We start from the raw sequence: 26,938 nt of genomic DNA, 5'->3' as shown, positions 1-26,938 counted from the left end.
CGCGATTTCCGGGAATATTGATTATGAAAACCGCAGGCAAACTTGTCGTCCTTGGCAGTATCAACGCCGATCACATCCTTAATCTCGACGCCTTCCCTACGCCCGGTGAAACCGTCACCGGTCATCATTATCAGGTCGCTTTCGGCGGTAAGGGCGCAAACCAGGCGGTTGCCGCCGGACGCAGCGGGGCAAATATCTCCTTTATCGCCTGTACCGGCGATGACGATATTGGCGAACGCGTTCGTCGTCAGCTGGAAAGCGATAATATCGACGTCGCGCCGGTCAGGGCCGTTGCCGGAGAATCAACCGGCGTGGCGCTGATTTTTGTTAACGCTGAAGGTGAAAACACCATCGGTATTCACGCCGGCGCTAACGCCGCGCTCTGCGTTGCGCAGGTTGATGCGGAAAAAGAGCGTATTGCCAGCGCGCAGGCGCTGCTGATGCAGCTGGAATCGCCGCTGGAAAGCGTACTGGCGGCGGCGAAAATCGCTCACCAGAATCAAACCTCGGTCATACTCAATCCTGCTCCGGCGCGTGAATTGCCGGATGAACTGTTAACGCTGGTGGATATTATTACCCCTAACGAGACCGAAGCGGAAAAGCTTACCGGCGTGCGCGTGGAAAACGATGAGGATGCGGCAAAAGCCGCTAAAGTGCTCCATGATAAAGGTATTGGTACGGTGATCATTACGCTTGGCAGCCGTGGCGTATGGGCGAGCAGCGAAGGTAACGGTCGTCGGGTTCCGGGGTTTAAAGTGCAGGCGGTTGACACCATTGCCGCTGGCGATACCTTTAATGGCGCGCTGGTCACCGCGCTGCTCGAAGGTCGCGAACTGGCGGAGGCAATTCGTTTTGCCCATGCAGCCGCGGCTATCGCCGTCACCCGAAAAGGGGCTCAGCCCTCCGTGCCCTGGCGAAAAGAAATAGACGAATTTTTACGTCAACAGGGGTAACGCTTGGCCACCATGAAGGATGTAGCCCGCATCGCGGGCGTTTCCACTTCGACGGTTTCTCATGTCATTAACAAAGATCGTTTCGTTAGCGAAGCGATTACCGCTAAAGTCGACGCCGCGATTAAAAGCCTGAACTACGCGCCGTCCGCGCTGGCGCGCAGCCTCAAATTAAATCAAACCCGCACCATAGGTATGCTCATTACCGCCAGTACCAATCCGTTTTACTCGGAGCTGGTGCGCGGCGTGGAGCGCAGCTGCTTCGAGCGGGGTTATAGCCTGGTGCTGTGTAATACCGAAGGCGATGAGCAGCGCATGAACCGTAATCTGGAGACGCTGATGCAAAAGCGCGTCGATGGTTTACTGCTGTTGTGCACTGAAACGCATCAACCTTCGCCGGAGATTATGCAGCGTTACCCTTCTGTTCCGACGGTGATGATGGACTGGGCGCCGTTCGACGGCGATAGCGATCTGATTCAGGATAACTCTCTGCTGGGCGGCGATATGGCGACGAAGTATCTGATCGACCAGGGCTATACGCGAATTGCCTGTATTGCGGGTCCGCTGGATAAAACGCCTGCCCGGCTGCGCCTGGAGGGGTATCAGGCAGCGATGGCTCGGGCCGGACTCACGGTACCTGAAGGATATGTGATTAGCAGCGATTTTGAGTTTGGCGGCGGATTTAGCGCCATGCAGAAGCTGCTGACCCTCTCAGCGTTGCCGCAGGCGGTGTTTATCGGTAACGATGCGATGGCGGTGGGCGCCTACCAGGCCCTTTATCAGGGCGGGCTGCGCATCCCTCAGGATATGGCGCTGGTAGGCTATGACGACATTGAACTGGCGCGCTATATGACGCCGCCGTTAACCACGATTCATCAACCGAAAGATGAACTGGGCGAGCTGGCCATCGATGTGCTGATTCACCGCATGGCCGATCCGGGGCAAAAACAGCAGCGCGTGCAGTTAACCCCCGAGCTGGTGGTCCGCGGTTCAGCCTAACGCTTGTGCCGCTCCTTAATCAGGTTGCGGCCATCTTTTGCTCTTAATAAGGTAAATACCAGCGCCGATACCACGGTGATTGCCCCCATGGTAATAAAGGTGTAGTGGAACTGTTCAATGGTATTTGCGCTATCGAATCCTTCATAAAAACGCAGCACCGCTGCGCTAACAGCGACCCCGAGGCTAATCGACAGCTGCTGGGTAACGGCCAACATGCTGTTGCCGCTGCTGGCGTTGTCATCGGTTAAATCGGCGAGCGTGATGGTATTCATTGAGGTGAACTGGGTGGACATCGCCATGCCCAGAATGAATAGCGGCAGCAGCAGCATCCAGATCGACATATCCGGAGATTGCAGCGAAAACTGAGCGATCATCAGGCCGATAAATATCGTGACCCCGACCAGCGTTTTACGGTAACCAAACCAGCGAAGTATCTGGGTGACGGTTGATTTAGCAATAATCGAACCAATAGCCGTAGGCGCTATCATGCAGCCGGCGATAATCGCCGGATAACCGAAGCCAACCTGTAACATCAGCGGCATCAGGAATGGAACGCAGCCGGTACCCAGGCGCGTGGCCAGGTTCCCCGCGATCCCGACAGAGAAGGTATGCGTCTTAAATAAAGAAAGCGAAATGAGCGGTGTGGGATGACGGCGAGCGTGGCGAATATAGGCCCACAGTAAAATGATGCTCAGAGCGATAACGGCCAGAGCCATCCATGTGGCGACAATTTTCTCGCCAAACAGCTCGATTCCGCTAGAGAACAGCACCAGGCTCAGGCCAAACAGGATAAAACCGAGCGTGTCGAAGCGGCGACGCGGCGTGGTGAAATCCGGCATATATTTGCGGGCATACACGATCCCGATAATACCGATGGGAATATTAATCAGGAAAATCCAGTGCCAGCTGGCCCAGGTCACCAGTACGCCGCCGAGCACGGGGCCGAGGATAGGGCCGACCAGTCCAGGCATCGTGACGAAGTTGAGTACCGGCAGCAGTTCGCTGCGCGGATAGGCGCGCAGTAACGCCAGCCTCGCTACTGGCATCATCATTGCCCCGCCGATGCCCTGAATGACGCGGAAGATAACCAGTTCCATTAGCGAGTTTGACAGGGCGCAGGCAAGAGAACCGAGTGTGAACAGGCTGACGGCGATGATAAATACTTTCCGCGTGCCGAAACGGTCGGCCAGCCAACCGCTGACCGGAATAAGCATAGCCACCGTCAGCGTATAGCTGATGATGGCCGATTGCATCGCTAGCGGTGAACGGTTGAGGCTATGGGCGATAGCGGGAAGGGCTGTATTCAGAATGGTGGCGTCGAGCGCCTGCATAAAAAAAGCCATCGCTGCGATCCATGGCAGCCCGGCCATACTGCGGCCTTTCTTTTTGGTCATTCGTTACCCTTGCGATTTGTCGGAATGATTGGGGGCACTCAGCAACGCCTGGCAGGCGCTAAGCGCTCGCGAGCCGTCGCTATCCAGAATGGCATCAACGATTGCCTGATGCAGATCCAGCTTCACCACTTCATTCTGCGTAATTGACGTGAAGTAGGTGTGATAGACCGAATGAAATAAAGAGGCGAAAGAGATCAGGAAAGGGTTACCGCTCATTTCATATATATGTTCATGCCAGGCCATATCGACTTCAATCCAGCGCTCGCGCTGAAAGTTCCTCTTTAGCTCAACCATCTCCTCCATCAAGGCGTTAAGCTGGGCCTTTTGCTCCGGCGAGCCTGACGTTGACGCCAGAAAACAGGCTTGAGGTTCCAGGCTGCCGCGCATAACGAGGAAATGGCTGACAACATCAGAGAAGTTATCTTCTGTTAACCACCAGGCCAGGAGTTCTTTATCGAGGAAGTTCCAGCTGCTGCGCGGCATCACCCGCGTACCGATGCGTGGCCGTGGTAAAAGCATACCTTTTGCCGTTAGCGTCTTCACCGCTTCACGCACGGCCGTGCGGCTCACGCCAAACTGCTCGCCCAGCTCCATCTCGCCGGGAAGGATACTTTCTGGCTGATATTCACCGGTCAAAATTTTTTGAGCTAGCTTCTCCGCTAATACCCAGGAGATATTCTTTTGTGCCGCCAACTGCTGTGCGCTTAAAGACATACATGCCGTTCCTTTCTCTTTTTTACCTTACCAGTATGCCATCTGACGGCTTGCTTCGTTGGTTAAAACGGCAAAACGCCGGTTTTTTGCTACATTACGCGCCGTAATGATGAAAAAAGAGGCGGTTGAAAAGTTTTTTGCATTTAGCCCTTGTCACTTCGGAATAACTCCCTATAATGCGCTCCCACTGACACGGAACAACGGCACGCAAGCCGCCGGGTCAGCGGGATTCAGCGATGAATACCGACAGAGAAAAGCGAAATTAAACGCTTGACTCTGAATGAGGAAAGCGTAATATACGCCACCTCGCAACGGTGAGCGAAAGCCGCGTTGCACTGCTCTTTAACAATTTATCAGACAATCTGTGTGGGCACTCAAAGTGACATGGATTCTTAACGTCTTCGGACGAAAAATGAATACCAAGTCTCAAAGAGTGAACACGTAATTCATTACGAAGTTTAATTCTACGAGCATCAAACTTAAATTGAAGAGTTTGATCATGGCTCAGATTGAACGCTGGCGGCAGGCCTAACACATGCAAGTCGAACGGTAGCACAGAGAGCTTGCTCTCGGGTGACGAGTGGCGGACGGGTGAGTAATGTCTGGGAAACTGCCTGATGGAGGGGGATAACTACTGGAAACGGTAGCTAATACCGCATAACGTCGCAAGACCAAAGAGGGGGACCTTCGGGCCTCTTGCCATCAGATGTGCCCAGATGGGATTAGCTAGTAGGTGGGGTAACGGCTCACCTAGGCGACGATCCCTAGCTGGTCTGAGAGGATGACCAGCCACACTGGAACTGAGACACGGTCCAGACTCCTACGGGAGGCAGCAGTGGGGAATATTGCACAATGGGCGCAAGCCTGATGCAGCCATGCCGCGTGTATGAAGAAGGCCTTCGGGTTGTAAAGTACTTTCAGCGGGGAGGAAGGCGATAAGGTTAATAACCTTGTCGATTGACGTTACCCGCAGAAGAAGCACCGGCTAACTCCGTGCCAGCAGCCGCGGTAATACGGAGGGTGCAAGCGTTAATCGGAATTACTGGGCGTAAAGCGCACGCAGGCGGTCTGTCAAGTCGGATGTGAAATCCCCGGGCTCAACCTGGGAACTGCATTCGAAACTGGCAGGCTGGAGTCTTGTAGAGGGGGGTAGAATTCCAGGTGTAGCGGTGAAATGCGTAGAGATCTGGAGGAATACCGGTGGCGAAGGCGGCCCCCTGGACAAAGACTGACGCTCAGGTGCGAAAGCGTGGGGAGCAAACAGGATTAGATACCCTGGTAGTCCACGCTGTAAACGATGTCGACTTGGAGGTTGTTCCCTTGAGGAGTGGCTTCCGGAGCTAACGCGTTAAGTCGACCGCCTGGGGAGTACGGCCGCAAGGTTAAAACTCAAATGAATTGACGGGGGCCCGCACAAGCGGTGGAGCATGTGGTTTAATTCGATGCAACGCGAAGAACCTTACCTACTCTTGACATCCAGAGAACTTAGCAGAGATGCTTTGGTGCCTTCGGGAACTCTGAGACAGGTGCTGCATGGCTGTCGTCAGCTCGTGTTGTGAAATGTTGGGTTAAGTCCCGCAACGAGCGCAACCCTTATCCTTTGTTGCCAGCGATTCGGTCGGGAACTCAAAGGAGACTGCCAGTGATAAACTGGAGGAAGGTGGGGATGACGTCAAGTCATCATGGCCCTTACGAGTAGGGCTACACACGTGCTACAATGGCATATACAAAGAGAAGCGACCTCGCGAGAGCAAGCGGACCTCATAAAGTATGTCGTAGTCCGGATTGGAGTCTGCAACTCGACTCCATGAAGTCGGAATCGCTAGTAATCGTGGATCAGAATGCCACGGTGAATACGTTCCCGGGCCTTGTACACACCGCCCGTCACACCATGGGAGTGGGTTGCAAAAGAAGTAGGTAGCTTAACCTTCGGGAGGGCGCTTACCACTTTGTGATTCATGACTGGGGTGAAGTCGTAACAAGGTAACCGTAGGGGAACCTGCGGTTGGATCACCTCCTTACCTGAAAGAACCTGCCTTTGTAGTGTCCACACAGATTGTCTGATGAATGATAAATTTCAAAATGTACTGTGAAGTGCATTGTGAAATTTTGCTCTTTAAAAATCTGGATCAAGCTGAAAATTGAAACGACACACAGTTAATGTGTGTTCGAGTCTCTCAAATTTTCGCGACACGATGATGTTTCACGAAACATCTTCGGGTTGTGAGGTTAAGCGACTAAGCGTACACGGTGGATGCCCTGGCAGTCAGAGGCGATGAAGGACGTGCTAATCTGCGAAAAGCGTCGGTAAGGTGATATGAACCGTTATAGCCGGCGATGTCCGAATGGGGAAACCCAGTGCAATTCGTTGCACTATCGTTTGATGAATACATAGTCAAACGAGGCGAACCGGGGGAACTGAAACATCTAAGTACCCCGAGGAAAAGAAATCAACCGAGATTCCCCCAGTAGCGGCGAGCGAACGGGGAGCAGCCCGGAGTCTGAATCAGCTTGTGTGTTAGTGGAAGCGTCTGGAAAGTCGCAGGGTACAGGGTGATACTCCCGTACACTAAAACGCACAGGCTGTGAACTCGAAGAGTAGGGCGGGACACGTGGTATCCTGTCTGAATATGGGGGGACCATCCTCCAAGGCTAAATACTCCTGACTGACCGATAGTGAACCAGTACCGTGAGGGAAAGGCGAAAAGAACCCCGGCGAGGGGAGTGAAAAAGAACCTGAAACCGTGTACGTACAAGCAGTAGGAGCCTCTTTATGGGGTGACTGCGTACCTTTTGTATAATGGGTCAGCGACTTATATTCTGTAGCAAGGTTAACCGTATAGGGGAGCCGCAGGGAAACCGAGTCTTAACTGGGCGTTAAGTTGCAGGGTATAGACCCGAAACCCGGTGATCTAGCCATGGGCAGGTTGAAGGTTGGGTAACACTAACTGGAGGACCGAACCGACTAATGTTGAAAAATTAGCGGATGACTTGTGGCTGGGGGTGAAAGGCCAATCAAACCGGGAGATAGCTGGTTCTCCCCGAAAGCTATTTAGGTAGCGCCTCGTGAACTCATCTTCGGGGGTAGAGCACTGTTTCGGCTAGGGGGTCATCCCGACTTACCAACCCGATGCAAACTACGAATACCGAAGAATGTTATCACGGGAGACACACGGCGGGTGCTAACGTCCGTCGTGAAGAGGGAAACAACCCAGACCGCCAGCTAAGGTCCCAAAGTCATGGTTAAGTGGGAAACGATGTGGGAAGGCCCAGACAGCCAGGATGTTGGCTTAGAAGCAGCCATCATTTAAAGAAAGCGTAATAGCTCACTGGTCGAGTCGGCCTGCGCGGAAGATGTAACGGGGCTAAACCATGCACCGAAGCTGCGGCAGCGACACTATGTGTTGTTGGGTAGGGGAGCGTTCTGTAAGCCGTTGAAGGTGGCCTGTGAGGGTTGCTGGAGGTATCAGAAGTGCGAATGCTGACATAAGTAACGATAATGCGGGTGAAAAACCCGCACGCCGGAAGACCAAGGGTTCCTGTCCAACGTTAATCGGGGCAGGGTGAGTCGACCCCTAAGGCGAGGCCGAAAGGCGTAGTCGATGGGAAACAGGTTAATATTCCTGTACTCGGTGTTACTGCGAAGGGGGGACGGAGAAGGCTATGTTGGCCGGGCGACGGTTGTCCCGGTTTAAGCATGTAGGCGGATGTTCCAGGTAAATCCGGAACGTTATCAACGCTGAGGTGTGATGACGAGGCACTACGGTGCTGAAGTGACAAATGCCCTGCTTCCAGGAAAAGCCTCTAAGCATCAGGTAACATCAAATCGTACCCCAAACCGACACAGGTGGTCAGGTAGAGAATACCAAGGCGCTTGAGAGAACTCGGGTGAAGGAACTAGGCAAAATGGTGCCGTAACTTCGGGAGAAGGCACGCTGATATGTAGGTGAAGTGGTTTACCCATGGAGCTGAAATCAGTCGAAGATACCAGCTGGCTGCAACTGTTTATTAAAAACACAGCACTGTGCAAACACGAAAGTGGACGTATACGGTGTGACGCCTGCCCGGTGCCGGAAGGTTAATTGATGGGGTTATCCGTAAGGAGAAGCTCTTGATCGAAGCCCCGGTAAACGGCGGCCGTAACTATAACGGTCCTAAGGTAGCGAAATTCCTTGTCGGGTAAGTTCCGACCTGCACGAATGGCGTAATGATGGCCAGGCTGTCTCCACCCGAGACTCAGTGAAATTGAACTCGCTGTGAAGATGCAGTGTACCCGCGGCAAGACGGAAAGACCCCGTGAACCTTTACTATAGCTTGACACTGAACACTGGTCCTTGATGTGTAGGATAGGTGGGAGGCTTTGAAGTGTGGACGCCAGTCTGCATGGAGCCATCCTTGAAATACCACCCTTTAATGGCTGGTGTTCTAACGTGGGCCCCTAATCGGGGTTGCGGACAGTGTCTGGTGGGTAGTTTGACTGGGGCGGTCTCCTCCTAAAGAGTAACGGAGGAGCACGAAGGTCAGCTAATCCTGGTCGGACATCAGGAGGTTAGTGCAATGGCATAAGCTGGCTTGACTGCGAGCGTGACGGCGCGAGCAGGTGCGAAAGCAGGTCATAGTGATCCGGTGGTTCTGAATGGAAGGGCCATCGCTCAACGGATAAAAGGTACTCCGGGGATAACAGGCTGATACCGCCCAAGAGTTCATATCGACGGCGGTGTTTGGCACCTCGATGTCGGCTCATCACATCCTGGGGCTGAAGTAGGTCCCAAGGGTATGGCTGTTCGCCATTTAAAGTGGTACGCGAGCTGGGTTTAGAACGTCGTGAGACAGTTCGGTCCCTATCTGCCGTGGGCGCTGGAGAATTGAGGGGGGCTGCTCCTAGTACGAGAGGACCGGAGTGGACGCATCACTGGTGTTCGGGTTGTCATGCCAATGGCATTGCCCGGTAGCTAAATGCGGAAGAGATAAGTGCTGAAAGCATCTAAGCACGAAACTTGCCCCGAGATGAGTTCTCCCTGACTCCTTGAGAGTCCTGAAGGAACGTTGAAGACGACGACGTTGATAGGCCGGGTGTGTAAGCGCAGCGATGCGTTGAGCTAACCGGTACTAATGAACCGTGAGGCTTAACCTTACAACGCCGAAGATGTTTTGGCGGATTTGAGAGAAGATTTTCAGCCTGATACAGATAACAGAATTTGCCTGGCGGCACTAGCGCGGTGGTCCCACCTGACCCCATGCCGAACTCAGAAGTGAAACGCCGTAGCGCCGATGGTAGTGTGGGGTCTCCCCATGTGAGAGTAGGGAACTGCCAGGCATCAATTAAGTGAAGAGCCCATCCTGACGGATGGGCTTTTTGCGTTTTTGTGGTCTGAGAAAGCAAGAATGATTTAGCAAGATGACGCGTAGCGATATATCTGCAATCTCAATCAAGGCCGCGATTAAGCCCTCTTTAACCACTGCATAATAAAAACGGCTATCTGCGGAATATTATTTAAATCTAACAAGGGAAGCGACGTCTCGACAGGCGTATCGCTGGCAACGGCAATCACGTCATCATCAAACACTAATTCTTCTCTGCAATGTCCGCTGTTTTGCCGAAAGAGCAGGATCTTGGGCACTGCTTCATGTTTAAAACCTTCAACCAGTACGAGATCTAACGTTGATGCATCCATTCGGCTAGCCAGCCATGTCAGATCCAGTGGAGGCTCTTCGGGTGTTTCCGTTATTAATGCCCAACGCTGCGAGCTGGCGACTATCGTCTGAGCCGCGCCTGCTTTACGTAGCTCATAGCTATCTTTACCGGGTTTATCCACATCCATATCATGATGAGTATGTTTAATGAGCCCAGGACGTATGCCTTCCGCGCGTAGCGCTGGAATCAGCGCTTTTAATAAGGTTGTTTTACCCGTGCCGCTCCAGGCGGCGATGGCCAAAAGAGGGATCATGATGACACCTCCATACTTTGTAAGTCACTGAGAGTGTTGACGTTAATAAAGGCTGATTTTACATCGCTAAAATCGACGCTATGCCCGCCCATTTTACGCATAAACACCATAACCCGCCGCTCGCCTGCCGCCAGATAGGTTTCCAGTTCGCTAATCACCACTCGATTCACCAGAGCAATCGCCGGATGGTCGCGTTCACCGTCGTGTACCCAAACGACCGGGGATGATTTTTTTTGCAGTATTAAGCGCTCAGCCAGAAATGATGGAATAAAAGGCGTATCGCACGGACAAAACAGAAACCACTCACCCTCAACCTGATGCATAACGGAAAGCATACCGGCTAACGGCCCGGGAAAGTCGTTCAGAGAGTCGGTAATAATCGGGTAGCCGCTGCTTCGCCAGCAATCAAGATTGCGGTTAGCGCTAATCACCAGCTTTGTGACCTGGGGTTGCAGCGTATCGGCGACATGACGCCACAGAGCTTTCCCCTTCAGCAACTGCAATCCTTTATCAATGCCTCCCATACGCGTACCTCTCCCACCCGCCAGTACAACGCCGGTTATTACCTTGCCCTGCATATTAATATCGCCTCTTTCATTGTGGGATTGTCCCTGCTAACGTACACCTATCAAGAGTAAGGAGCATTGCTATGAAATGTAAACGCCTGAATGAAGTCATTGAACTTCTCCAGCCAGCCTGGCAGAAAGAACCCGAGCTGAATTTGATTCAATTTTTGCAAAAACTGGCGAAAGAGGCCGGTTATGCCGGTGAACTGAGCGATCTTTCCGACGATATTCTGATTTATCACCTGAAGATGCGCGACTCGGCAAAAGAGGCTGTTATCCCCGGTATCCAGAAAGATTATGAAGAAGATTTTAAAACTGCGCTGCTACGCGCTCGGGGCGTGATTAAAGAGTAAAAGGTTGTAAGCGCCGCCGCGGAATCGGTAATGAGATGATATCCTGTATCATTCGTACGATTATCGGATGTCAGGATGCACGATAAGGCTTTCACTTTTCAGACGCTTCACCCGGATACCATCATTGATGGTTTATTTGATCTGGGAATGCGGGTGGACTCAGGTCTCACCCCGCTTAATAGCTATGAGAACCGAGTTTACCAGTTTCAGGACGAAGATCGTCGCCGCTATGTGGTGAAGTTCTATCGTCCTGAGCGCTGGTCCGCCGAACAAATCCTCGAAGAACACCAGTTTTCCCTTCAGCTCGTTCAGGACGAAGTCCCTGTAGCGGCGCCATTGTCGTTTAACGAAAGTACCCTTCATCAGCATCAGGGGTTCTTTTTCGCCGTGTTCCCAAGCCTGGGTGGACGTCAGTTTGAGGCGGATAACCTCGATCAGATGGAATGGGTTGGGCGCTACCTTGGCCGTCTGCATCAAACGGGACGCAAACAGCGTTTTGTCGCGCGCCCGGAGATTGGCACCAATGAGTACCTTCTTGAGCCCCGGCAGGTCTTTGAGCTCTCCCCGCTGATACCGGCAGGGCTGAAAGAGGCTTTTCTTGGCGCTACTGATAAGCTGATTGATGCGGTAATGGCGCAATGGCACGGGCGCGCCAATATCTTACGTTTGCACGGTGACTGCCATGCAGGAAACATCCTCTGGCGCGATGGCCCTTTGTTTGTTGATTTAGATGATTCACGTAATGGACCTGCTATCCAGGATCTGTGGATGCTGTTGAACGGTGATAAGGCCGAGCAACGGATGCAGCTTGAGATGATCATTGAAGCGTATGAAGAGTTTAGCTCTTTCAATACGGATGAAATTGCCCTCATCGAACCTTTACGTGCAATGCGGTTAGTTTATTATCTGGCGTGGTTGTTAAGACGCTGGGAAGATCCTGCTTTTCCTAAGAACTTCCCGTGGTTAACCGGGGAAGATTACTGGCGTGGGCAGACAACAACTTTTCTTGAGCAGGTAAAGGTTCTGCAGGAACCGCCTCTTCAGTTAACGCCAATGTATTAATGTGATATATCCAGGAGAGAGTTAATCATGAAAAAAATTTGGCTGGCGCTGGCTGGTATGATTCTGGCTTTTAGTGCATCCGCTGCCCAGATCACCGACGGTAAGCAGTATATTACCCTCGATAAGCCCGTTGCCGGCGAGCCTCAGGTGCTCGAGTTTTTCTCGTTCTACTGCCCGCACTGCTATCAGTTTGAAGAAGTGCTTCATGTGTCAGATAACGTGAAGAAAAAGCTGCCTGAAGGCGTCAAAATGACGAAATACCACGTTGAATTCCTGGGCCCGTTGGGCAAGGATCTGACCCAGGCGTGGGCCGTCGCGATGGCGCTGGGTGTGGAAGACAAGATTACCGTCCCGATGTTTGAAGCGGTACAGAAAACACAGACCGTTCAGACCGTAGCCGATATTCGTAAGGTCTTCGTTGACGCCGGCGTTAAAGGTGAAGATTACGATGCAGCCTGGAACAGTTTTGTAGTGAAATCCCTGGTGGCTCAGCAAGAGAAAGCCGCTGCTGATTTCCAGCTGCAGGGCGTACCCGCTATGTACGTTAACGGCAAATATCAGCTTAACCCGCAGGGTATGGATACCAGCAATATGGACGCATTTGTTGCCCAGTATGCCGATACCGTTAAGCAGTTAGTTGAGAAGAAATAAAAAAATAAACGCCGGTTACTGACCGGCGTTACTCTTTTCAGCGTCCAGCATCATTTTCCTTTCTGCTGCATGATTTCCGTTAACTGACGATCTTTATCTTCCCAGAGCGTATTTAGCCAGCGCTGAAACCGCCGCTTAAAGTTTTTATCATTCACATAATCGCCGTGCAGCTCTTCCGTCACGGGTTCAACGCGGATGCGTACCACAATCCGCGTTAATCGGCCGCTCAGCATGTCGTAAAACGGTCGGTGATGATTCTCTGGATAACACAGCGTAACGTTCAGCAGCTTATCAAACTGCGAGCCCAGTACGCTTAATGCCATGGCAGTACCGGCAGCTTTTGGTGCTAATAAATTATTATAAGGCGAGCGGGTCTGCAGCCGCTTCTCTTCAGTAAAGCGTGAACCTTCGACAAAGTTAACGATAGTGGTGGGATGTGAGCGGAATTTCTCGCAGGAGCGGCGGGTGGTTTCAACATCTTTGCCACGGCGCTCTGGATGGCGGATTAAATAACCGCGGGAATAACGGCGCATAAAAGGCATATCCAACGCCCAGCATGCCAGGCCAATAAACGGCACCCAGGCGAGCTGTTGCTTGAGGAAATATTTATTCATCGGGATATGTTTGCGAAACAGCACGCACAGTACCACGATATCGGCCCAGCTATGGTGGTTGCTGATAAGCAGATACCAGTTTTTCTTATTCAGGCCTTCCAGGCCCTCAACATCCCACTTAAGCCAGGGATTAAGGCGCAGCAGCAGAGCCAACCCTTCACACCAGCAGTACATCATGAAATTGCAAAAAACGGATATCGAGCGCCAGACCGCAGCAACAGGCACAAGCAGTTTAATCAGCCCGGCGATGATTATTGGCACGGAGCAAATAATGGTGACTACGATAGTCAGGGCGATACTCAGCGGGAGCGTTATCGCAGCGAGTAATCTCGACATAGTTAATTTATTCAGAAAGTTAGGCTGACAAAGAACGCGTTTAAACAGCGCAAGAGGCTGATTTTACCAGAAAATAGAGCAAATGACGGGTTTTACCCGGACGGAAAAATATCCGGATCTTATATCCACATGGAACATTGAGTCATCATGATGTTATTAAAGCGGGTTGTTAATTTATAATGCCATGATAAATATAGAGTAATTTACCAATAGATTATTTTATTAATGATGACGTAGCCATCGTTATAAAACTATTCACAAAGTTATCCACAGGTTAACGCATTGCGCGATCGACGGGATCGTTGAATCTTTTCGACGAAATGCGGGAAAAATTCAGGATTTAATGCCCGTCTGTGGCATCCTTTACCGATAATCTGATAAACAGGCACGGAAATTATGGTTCAGATCCCAGAAAACCCTCTCATCCTCGTTGACGGCTCCTCTTACCTTTATCGGGCATATCACGCGTTCCCTCCGCTGACGAATAGCGCTGGCGAGCCGACAGGCGCAATGTATGGCGTACTGAATATGCTGCGAAGCCTGATCCTGCAGTATCAACCGACCCATGCCGTCGTCGTGTTTGATGCCAAGGGGAAGACTTTCCGTGATGAACTGTTTGAGCACTATAAATCTCATCGCCCGCCGATGCCGGACGATCTACGTGCGCAGATCGAGCCGCTGCATGCCATGGTTAAGGCGATGGGCCTGCCGCTGATGGCCGTTCCTGGCGTAGAAGCTGACGATGTCATCGGGACCCTGGCGCGTGAAGCTGAAAAGGTCGGGCGTCCGGTACTGATTAGCACCGGCGATAAAGACATGGCTCAGCTGGTTACGCCGGGTATTACGCTGATTAACACCATGACCAACACCATCCTCGGCCCGGATGAAGTGGTGACCAAATACGGCGTGCCGCCGGAGCTGATCATCGATTTTCTGGCCCTGATGGGGGACTCATCGGACAACATCCCTGGCGTACCAGGCGTGGGAGAGAAGACGGCGCAGGCGTTGTTACAGGGGCTGGGCGGCCTTGATACGCTATATGCGGAACCTGAAAAAATCGCCGGACTGACCTTCCGCGGTGCAAAAACGATGGCAGCGAAGCTGGAGCAGAATAAAGAGGTGGCCTACCTCTCTTATCAGCTGGCGACGATCAAAACCGACGTCGAGCTGGATCTGGGCTGCGAAGATCTGCTGGTTGCACAGCCCATCGCTGATGAACTGCTGACGCTATTTAAAAAGTATGAGTTCAAACGCTGGATCACCGATGTCGAGTCCGGCAAGTGGATGCAGGCAAAAGGCGCAAAGCTTGCGGCGAAGCCGATAGCCGCTGTGGCAGCAGTGGCTGATGCCGAAGAGGAAACCGCCACGGCGCTCTCTTCTGAAAACTATGTCACGATTCTTGATGAAGAAACGCTGCTGACCTGGATTGAGAGCCTGAAGAAAGCGCCGCTTTTTGCCTTTGATACCGAAACAGACAGCCTGGATAACGTGTCAGCCAATATGGTCGGCTTATCCTTCGCCATTGAACCCGGCGTTGCGGCCTATGTACCGGTTGCCCATGATTATCTGGACGCACCGGATCAGATCCCGCGCGACCGTGTCCTTGAGCTGCTGAAACCGCTACTGGAAGATGACAATGTTCTGAAGGTTGGGCAAAACCTCAAATATGACCGCGGTATCCTGGCTAACTATGACATTGAACTGCGCGGTATTGCCTTTGATACCATGCTGGAATCCTACATTCTCGACAGCGTGGCGGGCCGCCATGATATGGATAGCCTCTCCGACCGCTGGCTGAAGCACAAAACCATTACCTTTGAAGAAATTGCGGGTAAAGGTAAAAACCAGCTTACATTCAACCAAATCGCGCTGGAAGAAGCGGGCCGCTACGCGGCGGAAGATGCCGACGTCACGCTACAGCTGCACCTGAAAATGTGGCCTAAACTTCAGCAAAATGAAGGCCCGCTGAACGTTTTTAAAAATATTGAAATGCCGCTGGTACCGGTACTATCCCGCATTGAGCGCAATGGCGTGAAGATCGATCCGGCCGTACTGCATGCGCACTCTCAGGAGATAGCCAAGCGCCTGGTTGAGCTGGAGAAAAAGGCGTACGACATCGCGGGCGAAGAGTTTAACCTCTCTTCTCCGAAGCAGCTGCAAACGATCTTGTTTGAAAAACAAGGTATTAAGCCGCTGAAGAAAACCCCGGGCGGCGCGCCCTCGACCTCGGAAGAGGTGCTGGAAGAGCTGGCGCTGGATTATCCGCTGCCGAAAGTCATCCTCGAATATCGTGGCCTGGCAAAACTCAAGTCCACCTACACCGATAAGCTGCCGCTGATGATCAGCCCGAAAACGGGCCGGGTTCACACCTCTTATCACCAGGCGGTTACCGCCACGGGACGTTTGTCGTCCACCGATCCGAACCTGCAGAATATTCCGGTACGCAATGATGAAGGGCGCCGTATTCGCCAGGCGTTTATTGCACCGGAAGATTATCTCATCGTCTCTGCCGACTACTCGCAAATTGAACTGCGCATCATGGCGCATCTGTCTCGCGACAAGGGCCTGCTGACCGCGTTTGCTGAAGGGAAGGATATCCACCGCGCGACGGCGGCTGAGGTTTTCGGTTTGCCGCTGGAGAGCGTCAGTAGCGAGCAGCGCCGCAGCGCGAAGGCGATCAACTTCGGCCTGATTTACGGCATGAGCGCATTCGGCCTTGCGCGCCAGCTCAATATCCCACGCAAAGAAGCGCAAAAGTATATGGATCTCTACTTTGAACGCTATCCGGGCGTGTTGGAATATATGGAGCGCACCCGCACTCAGGCAAAAGAGCAGGGGTATGTTGAAACGCTCGATGGCCGTCGTCTCTATCTGCCGGACATTAAATCCAGCAACGGTGCGCGTCGTGCTGGTGCCGAGCGTGCGGCGATCAACGCGCCGATGCAGGGAACCGCCGCCGATATTATTAAGCGCGCGATGATTGCCGTCGACAGCTGGTTGTTAAGTGAAAAACCTCGCGTGCGGATGATCATGCAGGTGCACGATGAATTGGTCTTTGAAGTGCATAAAGACGATCTTGAGGCGGTCGCGAAAAAAATCCATGAACTGATGGAAAGCAGTACGACGCTGGCGGTTCCGCTATTGGTGGAAGTGGGAAGCGGAGAAAACTGGGATCAAGCGCACTAAGTATTCGGCAGGTAGGGTCATTTCTTGTAAGTGAGTAACATAACTTATCGTATTTTGTGATGATCATTTGAATTTGCTATGTAAAGAGTGAAAAAAAACTACAAAAAATGCTTTATCCGTAATCGAAAGAAGAGTAGAGTTAAAGACGTAGGGTACAGAGGTAAGATGTTCTATCTTTCAGACCTTTTACTTCACGTAATCGGATTTGGCTGAATATTTTAGCCGCCCCGGTCATTTATGACCGGGGCGTTTTTTATTGCGCGAAAGAAAATTTTTGCGAATCAATGCTGATGAGGCGGGCTACCCGGACAGGGCCTCACGCGCCGCTATCCGGGGTAATTAGCGAGACTATTCGCCGTCTTCAGGTTCTTCCTGAGGGGGGATATCGTTATACCAGCTATCCAGTTTCTGCCGGAGTTTATCCACGCCTTGCTTCTTCAGGGAAGAAAATCCTTCGACCTGCACATCTCCGTTAAAGGCGGTTACCGCCTCACGAACCATAGCGATCTGCGCTTTCCGCGCCCCGCTGGCCAGCTTATCGGCTTTGGTCAGCAGCACCAGAACCGGAATATCGCTTTCAACCGCCCATTGGATCATCTGCTGATCGAGATCTTTAAGCGGATGACGGATATCCATCAGCACAACCAGGCCTTTCAGACACAGGCGTTTCTCGAGATATTCACCCAGCGCGCGTTGCCACTTGATTTTCATCTCTTCCGGTACCTGGGCATAACCATAGCCCGGCAGGTCGACCAGGCGTTTGCCCTCAGCGACTTCAAACAGGTTAATCAGCTGCGTACGGCCAGGCGTCTTCGAAGTGCGTGCCAGGCTTTTCTGGTTAGTCAGCGTGTTCAGAGCGCTGGATTTCCCGGCGTTAGAGCGGCCAGCAAAGGCCACTTCAATACCGGTATCGGCAGGAAGATGGCGGATATCTGGCGCGCTAGTGACAAAATGCGTCAGTTGATAATTCCAGTTGGTCAAGACGGTCGTCTCCGTTAAATCAGGCTTTGACGGGGATTATACCTGAACAGCAGAAAAAGGCTGTTTTTACCGCACCTCATCGCTGTAAGTTAAAACCACAGTCTTTGTAAGACATTGGCTATTGATTATATGAGAAATACATGAGGAAAAACTGAGTAAACATAATACAAACGCTGATAAATCATCGTGTTGAGCTGAAAGAAAATTCTGAAACTTGTTTTTTTTCCGTACAGTCGGTTGTAGGTTTTCCTTAAAACAGTAAAGTAGCGGTCAAGGGCGAGGATGCTAACAGGATTATGACTCAGGATGAGGAGTCAGGAAGCGCCAGGAGGCGAGGACTACGGATTGTCAGGATGACAAACGTCTGGAGACGTTTTAAAAGGAAATGGATGTAACAGGGACCGTTAGTTGCTAAAGGAAAGACAGGGTGTGTCGTTAGCGAACATGGAAAGTAGAAGCCCATTAAGGGTTGTCAGTGCGGAAAAAGGCGACAGAGTAATCTGTCGCCTTTTTTCTTTGCTTGCTTTCTGCTAGATTCCGCCTCAATTCTATACTGAAGAAAACGGCCTGAAGATTACACAACATGAAAAAACCGACATCCGTACCTCGCGGCAAAAAAAATCGCAAAACGCGTGAAGAATTGAACCAGGAAGCCCGCGAGCGCAAGCATCAGAAGAAGCATCGTGGCCATGCGGCAGGAAGTCGCGCGACCGGCGGCGACACCGCTTCGGCAGGCAAAAAACAAGGCCAGCAGCAAGATCCCCGAATTGGCAGTAAAAAACCAATCCCGCTGGGCGTGACTGAAAATGCTCCGGCGATTAAGCAGCATAAACCAAAGAGCGAGAAACCTATGCTTTCACCGCAGGCTGAGCTGGATTTGCTGGAGAACGATGAGCGCCTGGACGCGCTGCTGGAACGTCTGGAAGAGGGCGGTACCCTGAATGCTGAAGAGCAGACCTGGGTTGATGCCAAACTGGATCGCATTGATGAACTGATGCAGCAGCTGGGCCTCTCCTACGATGATGACGAAGATGAAGAAGAGGAAGAGCGCAAAGAAGATATGATGCGTCTGCTGAAGGGTGGAAACTAACGTTTGCACCCCATCGGATTCCCGGTCCTGCTTATAACCCTTCTGGTTATATGTTATCTGCTGTGGTTATTCGTTAAACTACGACGGTTGTCGCGGCGTCAAAAATGGCTGCGCAACCGGCTCATTACCCGAGGTGCGGTTGGGCCGGGGCGGCGTACCCGCCGACGGTACCATCGGAAGGAGTGAGCATGTCTGTGCAGTTAATCGACTGGGATCTGGCCCTGATCCAGAAATATAACTATTCCGGGCCGCGTTATACTTCGTATCCCACCGCGCTGGAGTTTTCTCCAGAATTTGGCCCCGCTGAATTTGATGCGGCGGTTGCCCGCTATCCGCAGCGTCCCCTCTCGCTGTACGTGCATATCCCGTTTTGCCATAAGCTCTGTTATTTCTGCGGCTGTAATAAAATCGTCACCCGCCAACAGCATAAGGCCGATCAGTATCTGGATGTCCTTGAGCAGGAGATTATTCATCGCGCGCCGCTTTTTTCTGGCCGCAAAGTCAATCAGCTACACTGGGGCGGCGGTACGCCAACGTATCTAAACAAGGCGCAAATTAGTCGTCTGATGGGTCTGCTGCGTACCCATTTCAATTTTAACGCGGACGCAGAGATCTCCATTGAGGTTGATCCGCGTGAAATCGAACTCGATGTGCTGGATCATTTACGTGGCGAAGGCTTTAATCGCCTGAGTATGGGCGTGCAGGACTTCAACAAAGAAGTGCAGCGCCTGGTAAACCGCGAGCAGGATGAGGCCTTCATCTTCGCGCTACTCAACCATGCGCGCGACATCGGCTTTACCTCGACCAATATCGACCTGATTTACGGCCTGCCGAAGCAGACGCCGCAGAGCTTCGCTTATACGCTACAGAAAGTGGCGGAGCTTAATCCCGATCGTCTGAGCGTGTTCAACTACGCGCATCTACCCACGCTCTTCGCCGCGCAGCGCAAAATCAAAGATGCCGATTTGCCCTCAGCGGAACAGAAGCTGGACATTCTTCAGGAAACCATCAATTCGCTGACGGCCGCGGGATATCAGTTTATCGGCATGGACCACTTTGCCCGTCCTGATGATGAACTGGCGATAGCCCAACGTGAAGGCATTCTGCATCGCAATTTCCAGGGTTACACCACCCAGGGAGACACCGACCTGTTGGGAATGGGCGTGTCGGCGATCAGTATGATTGGCGATTGCTACGCGCAGAACCAGAAAGAGTTGAAACAGTATTATCAGCAGGTTGATGAAACCGGAACGGCGCTGTGGCGCGGTATTGCGTTGACGCGCGATGACTGCATCCGCCGCGACGTGATTAAGGCGCTGATTTGTAACTTTCGTCTCGACTTCGCTTCGGTAGACGCGCAGTGGGATCTTACCTTCGATAGCTACTTTGCCGACGATATGAAATTGCTGGCGCCGCTAGCCAAAGATGGGCTGGTGGATGTGGATGAGAAAGGCATTCAGGTGACGCCGAAAGGCCGACTGCTGATTCGCAATATCTGCATGTGTTTCGATGCGTATCTGCGCCAAAAAGCGCGGATGCAGCAGTTTTCCCGCGTTATATAAGCAATATCCCCTCTCCTGGCAGGAGAGGGGATATTATCAGCTAAACAGGCCAACCATCGCCGCGCACAGAACGGCAGCGACCGCCGTCTGCGGCGTATGACCCGCTGCAACACCGCTCGATATAATATTAATGAGTGATTCAAGCATGATTTCTCCCCCGTCTTTCCGGGCAAGATCATACTCAACGCATGGCAACAGTAAAGTACAAAATAGCAGCAGTTTGCGCTGGATGACTATTTTTTCCTCGCCAGCGCGCAGCTACTCCATCCCCAACTCTTTTAGCTTACGCGTCAGGGTATTACGACCCCATCCCAGCAGCCGGGCCGCCTCTTGTTTATGCCCCTGAGTGTGGCGTAAGGCGGTGGTCAGCAGCGTGCGCTCCATCTCAGGCTGCGCTTCCGAGAGCAGGTTTTGATGACCGGAACGCAAAGCGCGATCGGCCCATTGTCCCAGCAGCGTGGCCCAGCTATCCGGCAGCATTTGCGTTGGGTTATCCGGTATCGCGGTTTCAAACAGCTCGCTGGGAAGATCCTGCGTCAGAACCTCCTGACCTGCGGCCATTACCGTCAGCCAGCGACAGGTGTTTTCCAGCTGACGTACGTTACCCGGCCATGCCAGTCGGGTTAACGCCATCTCCGTCTCCGGATGCAGCTGTTTGGCCTCGACGCCCAGTTCACGAGCGGCAATTTGCAGGAAGTGCCTCGCCAGGCGAGGAATATCTTCCCGACGCTCGCGCAGCGGCGGCAGATGGACGCGAATCACGTTCAGGCGGTGGAATAAATCCTCGCGGAATTTTCCTTCCTGGACGCGCAGCTCAAGGTTCTGGTGGGTGGCGGCAATGATGCGCACATCCACTTTCACCGGCGCATAGCCGCCGACGCGATAAAACTGGCCATCAGCGAGGACGCGCAGCAGGCGAGTCTGTACGTCCAGCGGCATATCGCCGATCTCGTCGAGGAACAGCGTGCCGCCGTCTGCCTGCTCAAAGCGTCCCTGACGCACGGTATTGGCGCCGGTAAAGGCCCCTTTCTCGTGGCCAAATAGCTCTGATTCGATTAAATCTTTAGGAATTGCCGCCATATTTAGCGCAATAAACGGCGCCTTGGCGCGCGGACTATGCCGATGGAGAGCATGGGCAACCAGCTCTTTACCGGTACCGGATTCCCCGTTGATCAGTACGCTGATTGATGAGCGCGACAGGCGGCCAATAATGCGAAAGACATCCTGCATCGCTGGTGCTTCGCCGATGATATCGGCCGTCGGGCTGTTAATCGGCGCATTGCGCGGCTGCTGCTGTTCCTGGTAATGGCTAATCGCACGGTCGACCAGCGCCACCGCTTCATCAATATCAAACGGTTTCGGCAGATAATCAAAAGCGCCCTGCTGATAGGCGCTGACCGCCGCGTCAAGATCCGAATGCGCCGTCATTATGATGACCGGGAGCATCGGATGACGCTGTTTAATTTGCTTTAGCAGCGCCAGCCCATCCATCCCCGGCATGCGGATATCAGACAGCAGTACATCCGGGGTTTTGGTCGTGAGGGCATCAAGCACCTCATTGCCGCTTTCAAACGTTGTACAACTCAAGCCTGCCCCGGTGAGCGCGCGTTCAAGCACCCAACGGATGGAGCTATCGTCGTCAACGATCCATGCTATCCCTCGTTGCATAAACACCTCTACTTCCGAATAGGCAGGTACACCGAGAATTCGGTATGCCCTGGCCAACTGGTAAATTCAATTTTGCCGGAGTGCTGGTCTATAAGGCTGCGGGCGATAGACAGCCCGAGTCCGGTACCGCCTTCGCGTCCACTCACCATGGGATAAAACAGCGTATCCTGTAAGTGAGACGGGATTCCCGGGCCGTTATCTTCAACGTCGATACGCGCAGCGAGGCGGTAGCGCACGCCGTGCAGGGTTAACTGGAAGGCCGTCCGGGTGCGCAGAGTGATCTCTCCGCCCTCCGGTCCCAGCGCCTGCAGCGCGTTACGTACGATGTTCAGCAGCACTTGTTCAATTTGATCCGGGTCGTGCGGGAGCTCTGGCAGGCTGGGGTCATAGTCGCGCACCAGCTTGACGTTATCCGGTAGTTCCATCGACACCAGCTTCACCACTCGCTCAGCGACCTTGTGGATGCTTTCTGTTACGTGCATTCCGGGATGCTGTGGTCCCAGTAGACGGTCGACCAGATTTCTTAACCGGTCGGCCTGTTCAATAATGACTTTGGTATATTCCATTAGCGCAGGGTCGGGCAGCGCTTTGCTCAGCAGCTGCGCCGCGCCGCGCAGGCCGCCCAGCGGATTTTTAATCTCATGGGCCAGACCACGCACTAAGTCACGTGCGGCAATCTGCTGCGCGTGCTGTAGCTGCTCCTGGCTCAGGCGACGCTGATTATCCATCGGCGCCATTTCCAGCAGGATATAGCCTTCAGGCAGGCGTTGCGCCGTCAGGGAAAGGATGTGGGAGCGGCCATCAATAACCAGCGTCACTTCGTTATCGGTAAAACCCTGACCCGCAGCGAGGCTCTCTTGCATGAGGCCGATATTCAGCGAGAAATAGCTCAACAGCTCCGGCAGCGGCGTGCCGAATAATTTACGCGAGCTTTGCGCCAGCAGCTGCTGCGCCGCCGGGTTCGCGTAATGTACCGCCAGGTCGTCATCGACCAGTAAGATACTGTTGATTAAAGAGTTAAGGATCTGCCCAGCATCGGGCAGTGTGCCTGTTGCCATTCGACAGTCTCCTGAAAAAGAGTGCACCATTTTAGTGCAGTATAGCTTTTTATGAATAAAAAGCTCATGGGATCAGCGCGTTGGTGGAGAAAAAAGCCCATCCTGAGATGGGCTGAAAGTTTCCACGGCAACAAAACATCCTTGGTACCCCACGCCACAACACGGAATACCGCGGATTTACAGCAAAATTAGACGCTGTAGTACAGCTCAAACTCAACCGGGTGCGGAGTCATGCGTACGCGGTCGTTTTCTTCAATACGCAGGGCGATGTAAGCATCGATAGCGTCGTTGGTGAATACGCCGCCAGCGGTCAGGAATTCACGGTCCGCGTCCAGCGCGTTCAGTGCTTCTTCCAGAGAGCCTGCAACCTGTGGGATCTCTTTCGCTTCTTCCGGCGGCAGATCGTACAGGTTTTTATCCATGGCTTCGCCCGGATGGATTTTGTTCTTGATACCGTCAAGGCCAGCCATCAGCAGCGCCGCGAAGCACAGGTACGGGTTAGCAGCCGGGTCCGGGAAGCGAACTTCGATACGGCGCGCTTTCGGAGAGGTGACAACCGGAATACGGATAGACGCGGAACGGTTACGGGCAGAGTAAGCCAGCATAACCGGCGCTTCGTAACCCGGGACCAGACGCTTGTAGGAGTTGGTGGTCGGGTTAGCCAGGGCGTTAATCGCTTTAGCGTGTTTGATTACGCCGCCGATGTAGTACAGCGCTTGTTCAGACAGGCCTGCGTATTTGTCGCCGGAGAACAGGTTTACGCCGTTCTTGGACAGGGACATGTGGCAGTGCATACCGGAACCGTTATCGCCAAACATCGGTTTTGGCATAAAGGTCGCGGTTTTGCCGAAACGGTGTGCGACGTTATGCACAACGTATTTGTAAATCTGAATTTCGTCCGCTTTTTTGGTCATGGTGTTAAAGCGGGTCGCGATTTCGTTCTGGCCCGCAGTCGCCACTTCGTGGTGGTGAGCTTCAACAACCAGGCCCATCTCTTCCATGATCATACACATGGTGGAGCGGATATCCTGAGAAGAGTCTACTGGCGGAACCGGGAAGTAACCGCCTTTCACGCCCGGACGGTGGCCTTTGTTGCCGCCTTCGTATTTGGTGGAGGAGTTCCATGCGCCTTCGATATCGTCGATAGCAACGTGGGAACCGGAGATGGAGGCACCAAAACGGATGTCGTCGAACAGGAAGAATTCTGGTTCTGGCCCGAACAGCACGGTGTCAGCCAGGCCGGTAGAGCGCAGATACTCTTCAGCGCGCTTAGCAATGGAACGCGGGTCGCGGTCATAGCCCTGCAGGGTGCCTGGTTCCAGGATGTCGCAGCGGATGATCAGCGTCGGTTCTTCATAGAACGGGTCGATCAGCGCGGTGGTTGCATCCGGCATCAGAACCATGTCGGATTCGTTAATACCTTTCCAGCCGCCAATCGAGGAGCCATCAAACATTTTGCCTTCTTCGAAGAATTCGGCATTTACCTGATGAGAAGGAATAGTAACGTGCTGTTCTTTACCTTTGGTATCGGTGAAGCGCAGATCGACAAACTTCACTTCATGCTCGTTCAGCATCGTCAAAACGTGTTCAGCGGACATACTTAAACTCTCCCGGATTGGTCATTGTCGTCGTGGAAACGAAAACTTTTTAACTACGTAAAGTGGCGTTGTTGCCTTAAAAAATATAAAGCGAAATCTGTGCCAACTTTTAAATTGCCCCCAAAAGGCGTTATCATGCACATCATCGTGCAAAAGGGCTGCACCAAAATGAATGCATTGCACCAATATAGTGCATTTGTGTGAACATTGGGCACTTATTTGGTGCAATTGACCTTGAATAACCCTTTTAACGCTCCGTGAAAGCGATCACAAAGAATCTCTGCAATACTTGTTTGCGGAGGATGTTTGTGATCCTGTTTTGTACTGCGATTAATCCGTGTACAATAACGCGCTATTTCTAATGCCTGAGGCAAAGTTGTGATCGAAAATTTGCGTAATATCGCCATCATCGCGCACGTTGACCATGGTAAAACTACCCTGGTTGATAAGCTGCTACAGCAATCCGGTACGTTCGACGCGCGTGCCGAAACTCAAGAGCGAGTGATGGACTCCAACGATTTGGAGAAAGAGCGCGGGATTACCATCCTGGCTAAAAACACCGCTATCAAATGGAATGACTACCGTATCAACATCGTTGATACCCCGGGGCACGCCGACTTCGGTGGTGAAGTTGAACGTGTCATGTCCATGGTTGATTCCGTTCTGTTGGTCGTTGATGCAATGGATGGTCCGATGCCGCAGACGCGCTTCGTGACCAAAAAAGCCTTTGCTCATGGCCTGAAGCCAATTGTTGTTATCAACAAAGTTGACCGTCCGGGCGCACGCCCTGACTGGGTTGTCGATCAGGTATTCGACCTGTTCGTTAACCTCGACGCTACCGACGAACAGCTGGACTTCCCTATCGTTTACGCTTCTGCGCTGAACGGTATCGCGGGTCTGGATCACGAAGATATGGCTGAAGACATGACTCCGCTGTATCAGACCATCGTCGATCGCGTACCGGCGCCGAACGTTGACCTTGATGGCCCGCTGCAGATGCAAATCTCCCAGCTGGACTACAACAACTACGTTGGCGTCATCGGCATCGGCCGCATCAAGCGCGGTAAAGTGAAGCCGAACCAGCAGGTCACTATCATTGATAGCGAAGGCAAAACCCGTAACGGTAAAGTCGGTAAGGTTCTGACCCATCTGGGTCTTGAGCGTATCGAGAGCGACGTTGCAGAAGCTGGCGATATCATCGCGATCACCGGCCTGGGCGAACTGAACATCTCTGACACCATCTGCGATACGCAGAATGTTGAAGCGCTGCCGGCGCTGTCTGTTGATGAGCCGACCGTCTCTATGTTCTTCTGCGTTAACACCTCGCCGTTCTGCGGTAAAGAAGGTAAGTACGTTACCTCTCGTCAGATCCTTGACCGCCTGAACAAAGAGCTGGTGCATAACGTGGCGCTGCGCGTTGAAGAAACTCCGGATGCAGACGCATTCCGCGTTTCCGGCCGTGGCGAACTGCACCTGTCCGTTCTTATCGAGAACATGCGTCGTGAAGGTTTCGAAATGGCGGTTTCCCGTCCGAAAGTTATCTTCCGCGAAATCGATGGCCGTAAGCAAGAGCCGTTCGAAAACGTGACGCTGGACGTTGAAGAGCAGCACCAGGGTTCTGTCATGCAGGCGCTGGGTGAGCGTAAAGGCGATCTGAAAAACATGAATCCAGATGGCAAAGGCCGCGTACGTCTCGACTACGTGATCCCAAGCCGTGGTCTGATCGGCTTCCGTTCAGAATTCATGACCATGACCTCCGGTACCGGTCTGCTGTACTCCACCTTCAGCCACTACGACGACGTTCGTGCGGGTGATGTGGGTCAGCGTCAGAACGGTGTTCTGATCTCCAACGGTCAGGGTAAAGCGGTCGCGTTCGCCCTGTTCAGCCTGCAGGATCGCGGTAAGCTGTTCCTGGGCCACGGCGCAGAAGTTTACGAAGGCCAGATCATCGGTATTCACAGCCGCTCTAACGACCTGACGGTAAACTGCCTGACCGGTAAGAAACTGACCAACATGCGTGCTTCCGGTACTGACGAAGCAACGACGCTGGTTCCGGCGCTAAAAATGACTCTGGAGCAGGCTCTTGAGTTCATCGATGACGACGAACTGGTAGAAGTCACCCCGACTTCTGTCCGTATCCGTAAACGTCACCTGACCGAGAACGACCGTAAACGTGCGATGCGCGGTGCGAAAGAAGATTAATTAACG

At 52.7% G+C, this 26,938-nt stretch carries 19 protein-coding genes and 3 rRNA genes; 12 read left to right on the top strand and 10 right to left on the bottom strand.

Features of this window, described 5'->3' with window-relative positions:
- Nucleotides 1-20: 20 nt before the first annotated feature.
- Both rbsK and rbsR read left to right on the top strand, forming a co-directional pair.
- Entirely contained in the window at nucleotides 21-953 is a 933-nt protein-coding gene (gene rbsK / locus ACE3MN_RS26535; RefSeq protein WP_024360526.1) for a ribokinase, read from the top strand.
- Between the two features lie 3 nt (nucleotides 954-956).
- Nucleotides 957-1,949: a ribose operon transcriptional repressor RbsR gene (gene rbsR, locus ACE3MN_RS26530; RefSeq protein ID WP_004871939.1), complete on the top strand. Its 993-nt coding sequence runs from the start codon at nucleotides 957-959 to the stop codon at nucleotides 1,947-1,949.
- Here the strand turns inward: rbsR and mdtD are convergent.
- A complete protein-coding gene (mdtD, locus tag ACE3MN_RS26525) occupies nucleotides 1,946-3,343 on the bottom strand; it encodes a multidrug transporter subunit MdtD (RefSeq protein ID WP_049131986.1) in 1,398 nt (465 codons plus the stop codon). The two genes, rbsR and mdtD, sit on opposite strands and share 4 nt — an antisense overlap.
- A 3-nt stretch (nucleotides 3,344-3,346) precedes the next feature.
- Nucleotides 3,347-4,057, bottom strand: a complete 711-nt coding sequence (locus ACE3MN_RS26520) for a FadR/GntR family transcriptional regulator (protein ID WP_004871943.1) — start codon at nucleotides 4,055-4,057, stop codon at nucleotides 3,347-3,349.
- A gap of 481 nt (nucleotides 4,058-4,538) precedes the next feature.
- Between ACE3MN_RS26520 and ACE3MN_RS26515 the strand changes: the two genes are divergently transcribed.
- The 3 genes from ACE3MN_RS26515 to rrf all read left to right on the top strand — a co-directional run bounded on the left by ACE3MN_RS26515 (nucleotide 4,539) and on the right by rrf (nucleotide 9,374).
- A 16S ribosomal RNA gene (locus ACE3MN_RS26515) occupies nucleotides 4,539-6,078 on the top strand.
- 206 nt (nucleotides 6,079-6,284) lie between these two features.
- A 23S ribosomal RNA gene (locus ACE3MN_RS26510) occupies nucleotides 6,285-9,191 on the top strand.
- A 67-nt stretch (nucleotides 9,192-9,258) separates the two neighbouring features.
- Nucleotides 9,259-9,374, top strand: a 5S ribosomal RNA gene (gene rrf, locus ACE3MN_RS26505).
- The 16S, 23S and 5S rRNA genes sit together here, the layout of an rRNA operon.
- Before the next feature lie 124 nt (nucleotides 9,375-9,498).
- Here rrf and mobB read toward each other — a convergent pair.
- Nucleotides 9,499-10,005 (bottom strand): molybdopterin-guanine dinucleotide biosynthesis protein MobB, encoded by a 507-nt coding sequence (gene mobB, locus ACE3MN_RS26500; RefSeq protein ID WP_004871947.1) that lies wholly within the window; start codon nucleotides 10,003-10,005, stop codon nucleotides 9,499-9,501.
- Complete coding sequence (gene mobA, locus ACE3MN_RS26495) at nucleotides 10,002-10,583, bottom strand: molybdenum cofactor guanylyltransferase MobA (RefSeq protein ID WP_024360713.1); 582 nt, start codon at nucleotides 10,581-10,583, stop codon at nucleotides 10,002-10,004. The genes mobB and mobA overlap by 4 nt, the downstream gene beginning before the upstream one ends.
- A gap of 71 nt (nucleotides 10,584-10,654) precedes the next feature.
- On the opposite strand from mobA, the gene ACE3MN_RS26490 reads away from it, so the two are divergent.
- From ACE3MN_RS26490 to dsbA, 3 genes are all read left to right on the top strand, one after another.
- Nucleotides 10,655-10,924 carry a YihD family protein gene (locus ACE3MN_RS26490; RefSeq protein WP_004127077.1) on the top strand — a complete coding sequence of 90 codons (270 nt, stop codon included), beginning with the start codon at nucleotides 10,655-10,657 and terminating at the stop codon, nucleotides 10,922-10,924.
- A gap of 75 nt (nucleotides 10,925-10,999) precedes the next feature.
- Complete coding sequence (locus ACE3MN_RS26485; protein WP_004871954.1) at nucleotides 11,000-11,986, top strand: serine/threonine protein kinase; 987 nt, start codon at nucleotides 11,000-11,002, stop codon at nucleotides 11,984-11,986.
- A gap of 27 nt (nucleotides 11,987-12,013) precedes the next feature.
- Nucleotides 12,014-12,637: a thiol:disulfide interchange protein DsbA gene (gene dsbA, locus ACE3MN_RS26480; RefSeq protein WP_004127082.1), complete on the top strand. Its 624-nt coding sequence runs from the start codon at nucleotides 12,014-12,016 to the stop codon at nucleotides 12,635-12,637.
- A 50-nt stretch (nucleotides 12,638-12,687) separates the two neighbouring features.
- Here dsbA and ACE3MN_RS26475 read toward each other — a convergent pair whose 3' ends face one another.
- Nucleotides 12,688-13,587 (bottom strand): acyltransferase, encoded by a 900-nt coding sequence (locus ACE3MN_RS26475; protein ID WP_024360712.1) that lies wholly within the window; start codon nucleotides 13,585-13,587, stop codon nucleotides 12,688-12,690.
- A gap of 396 nt (nucleotides 13,588-13,983) precedes the next feature.
- Between ACE3MN_RS26475 and polA the strand changes: the two genes are divergently transcribed.
- Nucleotides 13,984-16,773, top strand: coding sequence for a DNA polymerase I (gene polA / locus ACE3MN_RS26470; protein WP_102650346.1), 2,790 nt, complete (start codon nucleotides 13,984-13,986; stop codon nucleotides 16,771-16,773).
- A gap of 348 nt (nucleotides 16,774-17,121) precedes the next feature.
- Here the strand turns inward: polA and yihA are convergent, their stop codons facing one another.
- Nucleotides 17,122-17,754 (bottom strand): ribosome biogenesis GTP-binding protein YihA/YsxC, encoded by a 633-nt coding sequence (yihA, locus tag ACE3MN_RS26465; protein ID WP_004127091.1) that lies wholly within the window; start codon nucleotides 17,752-17,754, stop codon nucleotides 17,122-17,124.
- A gap of 583 nt (nucleotides 17,755-18,337) precedes the next feature.
- On the opposite strand from yihA, the gene yihI reads away from it, so the two are divergent.
- Together yihI and hemN are read left to right on the top strand one after the other, a co-directional pair.
- Entirely contained in the window at nucleotides 18,338-18,844 is a 507-nt protein-coding gene (gene yihI, locus ACE3MN_RS26460) for a Der GTPase-activating protein YihI (protein ID WP_024360710.1), read from the top strand.
- A 188-nt stretch (nucleotides 18,845-19,032) separates the two neighbouring features.
- Nucleotides 19,033-20,406 carry an oxygen-independent coproporphyrinogen III oxidase gene (gene hemN / locus ACE3MN_RS26455; protein WP_004132876.1) on the top strand — a complete coding sequence of 458 codons (1,374 nt, stop codon included), beginning with the start codon at nucleotides 19,033-19,035 and terminating at the stop codon, nucleotides 20,404-20,406.
- Between the two features lie 36 nt (nucleotides 20,407-20,442).
- On the opposite strand, the gene ACE3MN_RS26450 is transcribed toward hemN, so the two are convergent.
- From ACE3MN_RS26450 to glnA, 4 genes are all read right to left on the bottom strand, one after another.
- Complete coding sequence (locus ACE3MN_RS26450) at nucleotides 20,443-20,553, bottom strand: YshB family small membrane protein (RefSeq protein WP_004127096.1); 111 nt, start codon at nucleotides 20,551-20,553, stop codon at nucleotides 20,443-20,445.
- 111 nt (nucleotides 20,554-20,664) lie between these two features.
- The gene (gene glnG, locus ACE3MN_RS26445) at nucleotides 20,665-22,074 is read right to left on the bottom strand and encodes a nitrogen regulation protein NR(I) (protein WP_004107350.1); all 1,410 of its coding nucleotides are present in this window, start codon (nucleotides 22,072-22,074) and stop codon (nucleotides 20,665-20,667) included.
- A gap of 8 nt (nucleotides 22,075-22,082) precedes the next feature.
- Complete coding sequence (gene glnL / locus ACE3MN_RS26440) at nucleotides 22,083-23,132, bottom strand: nitrogen regulation protein NR(II) (protein WP_004127098.1); 1,050 nt, start codon at nucleotides 23,130-23,132, stop codon at nucleotides 22,083-22,085.
- 188 nt (nucleotides 23,133-23,320) lie between these two features.
- A complete protein-coding gene (glnA, locus tag ACE3MN_RS26435) occupies nucleotides 23,321-24,730 on the bottom strand; it encodes a glutamate--ammonia ligase (protein WP_004127100.1) in 1,410 nt (469 codons plus the stop codon).
- A 378-nt stretch (nucleotides 24,731-25,108) separates the two neighbouring features.
- Between glnA and typA the strand changes: the two genes are divergently transcribed.
- A complete protein-coding gene (gene typA, locus ACE3MN_RS26430; RefSeq protein WP_004132874.1) occupies nucleotides 25,109-26,932 on the top strand; it encodes a ribosome-dependent GTPase TypA in 1,824 nt (607 codons plus the stop codon).
- The last annotated feature ends 6 nt before the right edge of the window (nucleotides 26,933-26,938 follow it).

Origin of the sequence: Klebsiella grimontii, assembly GCF_042137965.1 — a bacterium.
Taxonomy (GTDB): Bacteria; Pseudomonadota; Gammaproteobacteria; order Enterobacterales; family Enterobacteriaceae; genus Klebsiella; species Klebsiella grimontii.
The sequence above is the reverse complement of the archived record's forward strand: the minus strand, read 5'-3'. Positions and strand labels throughout refer to the sequence as shown.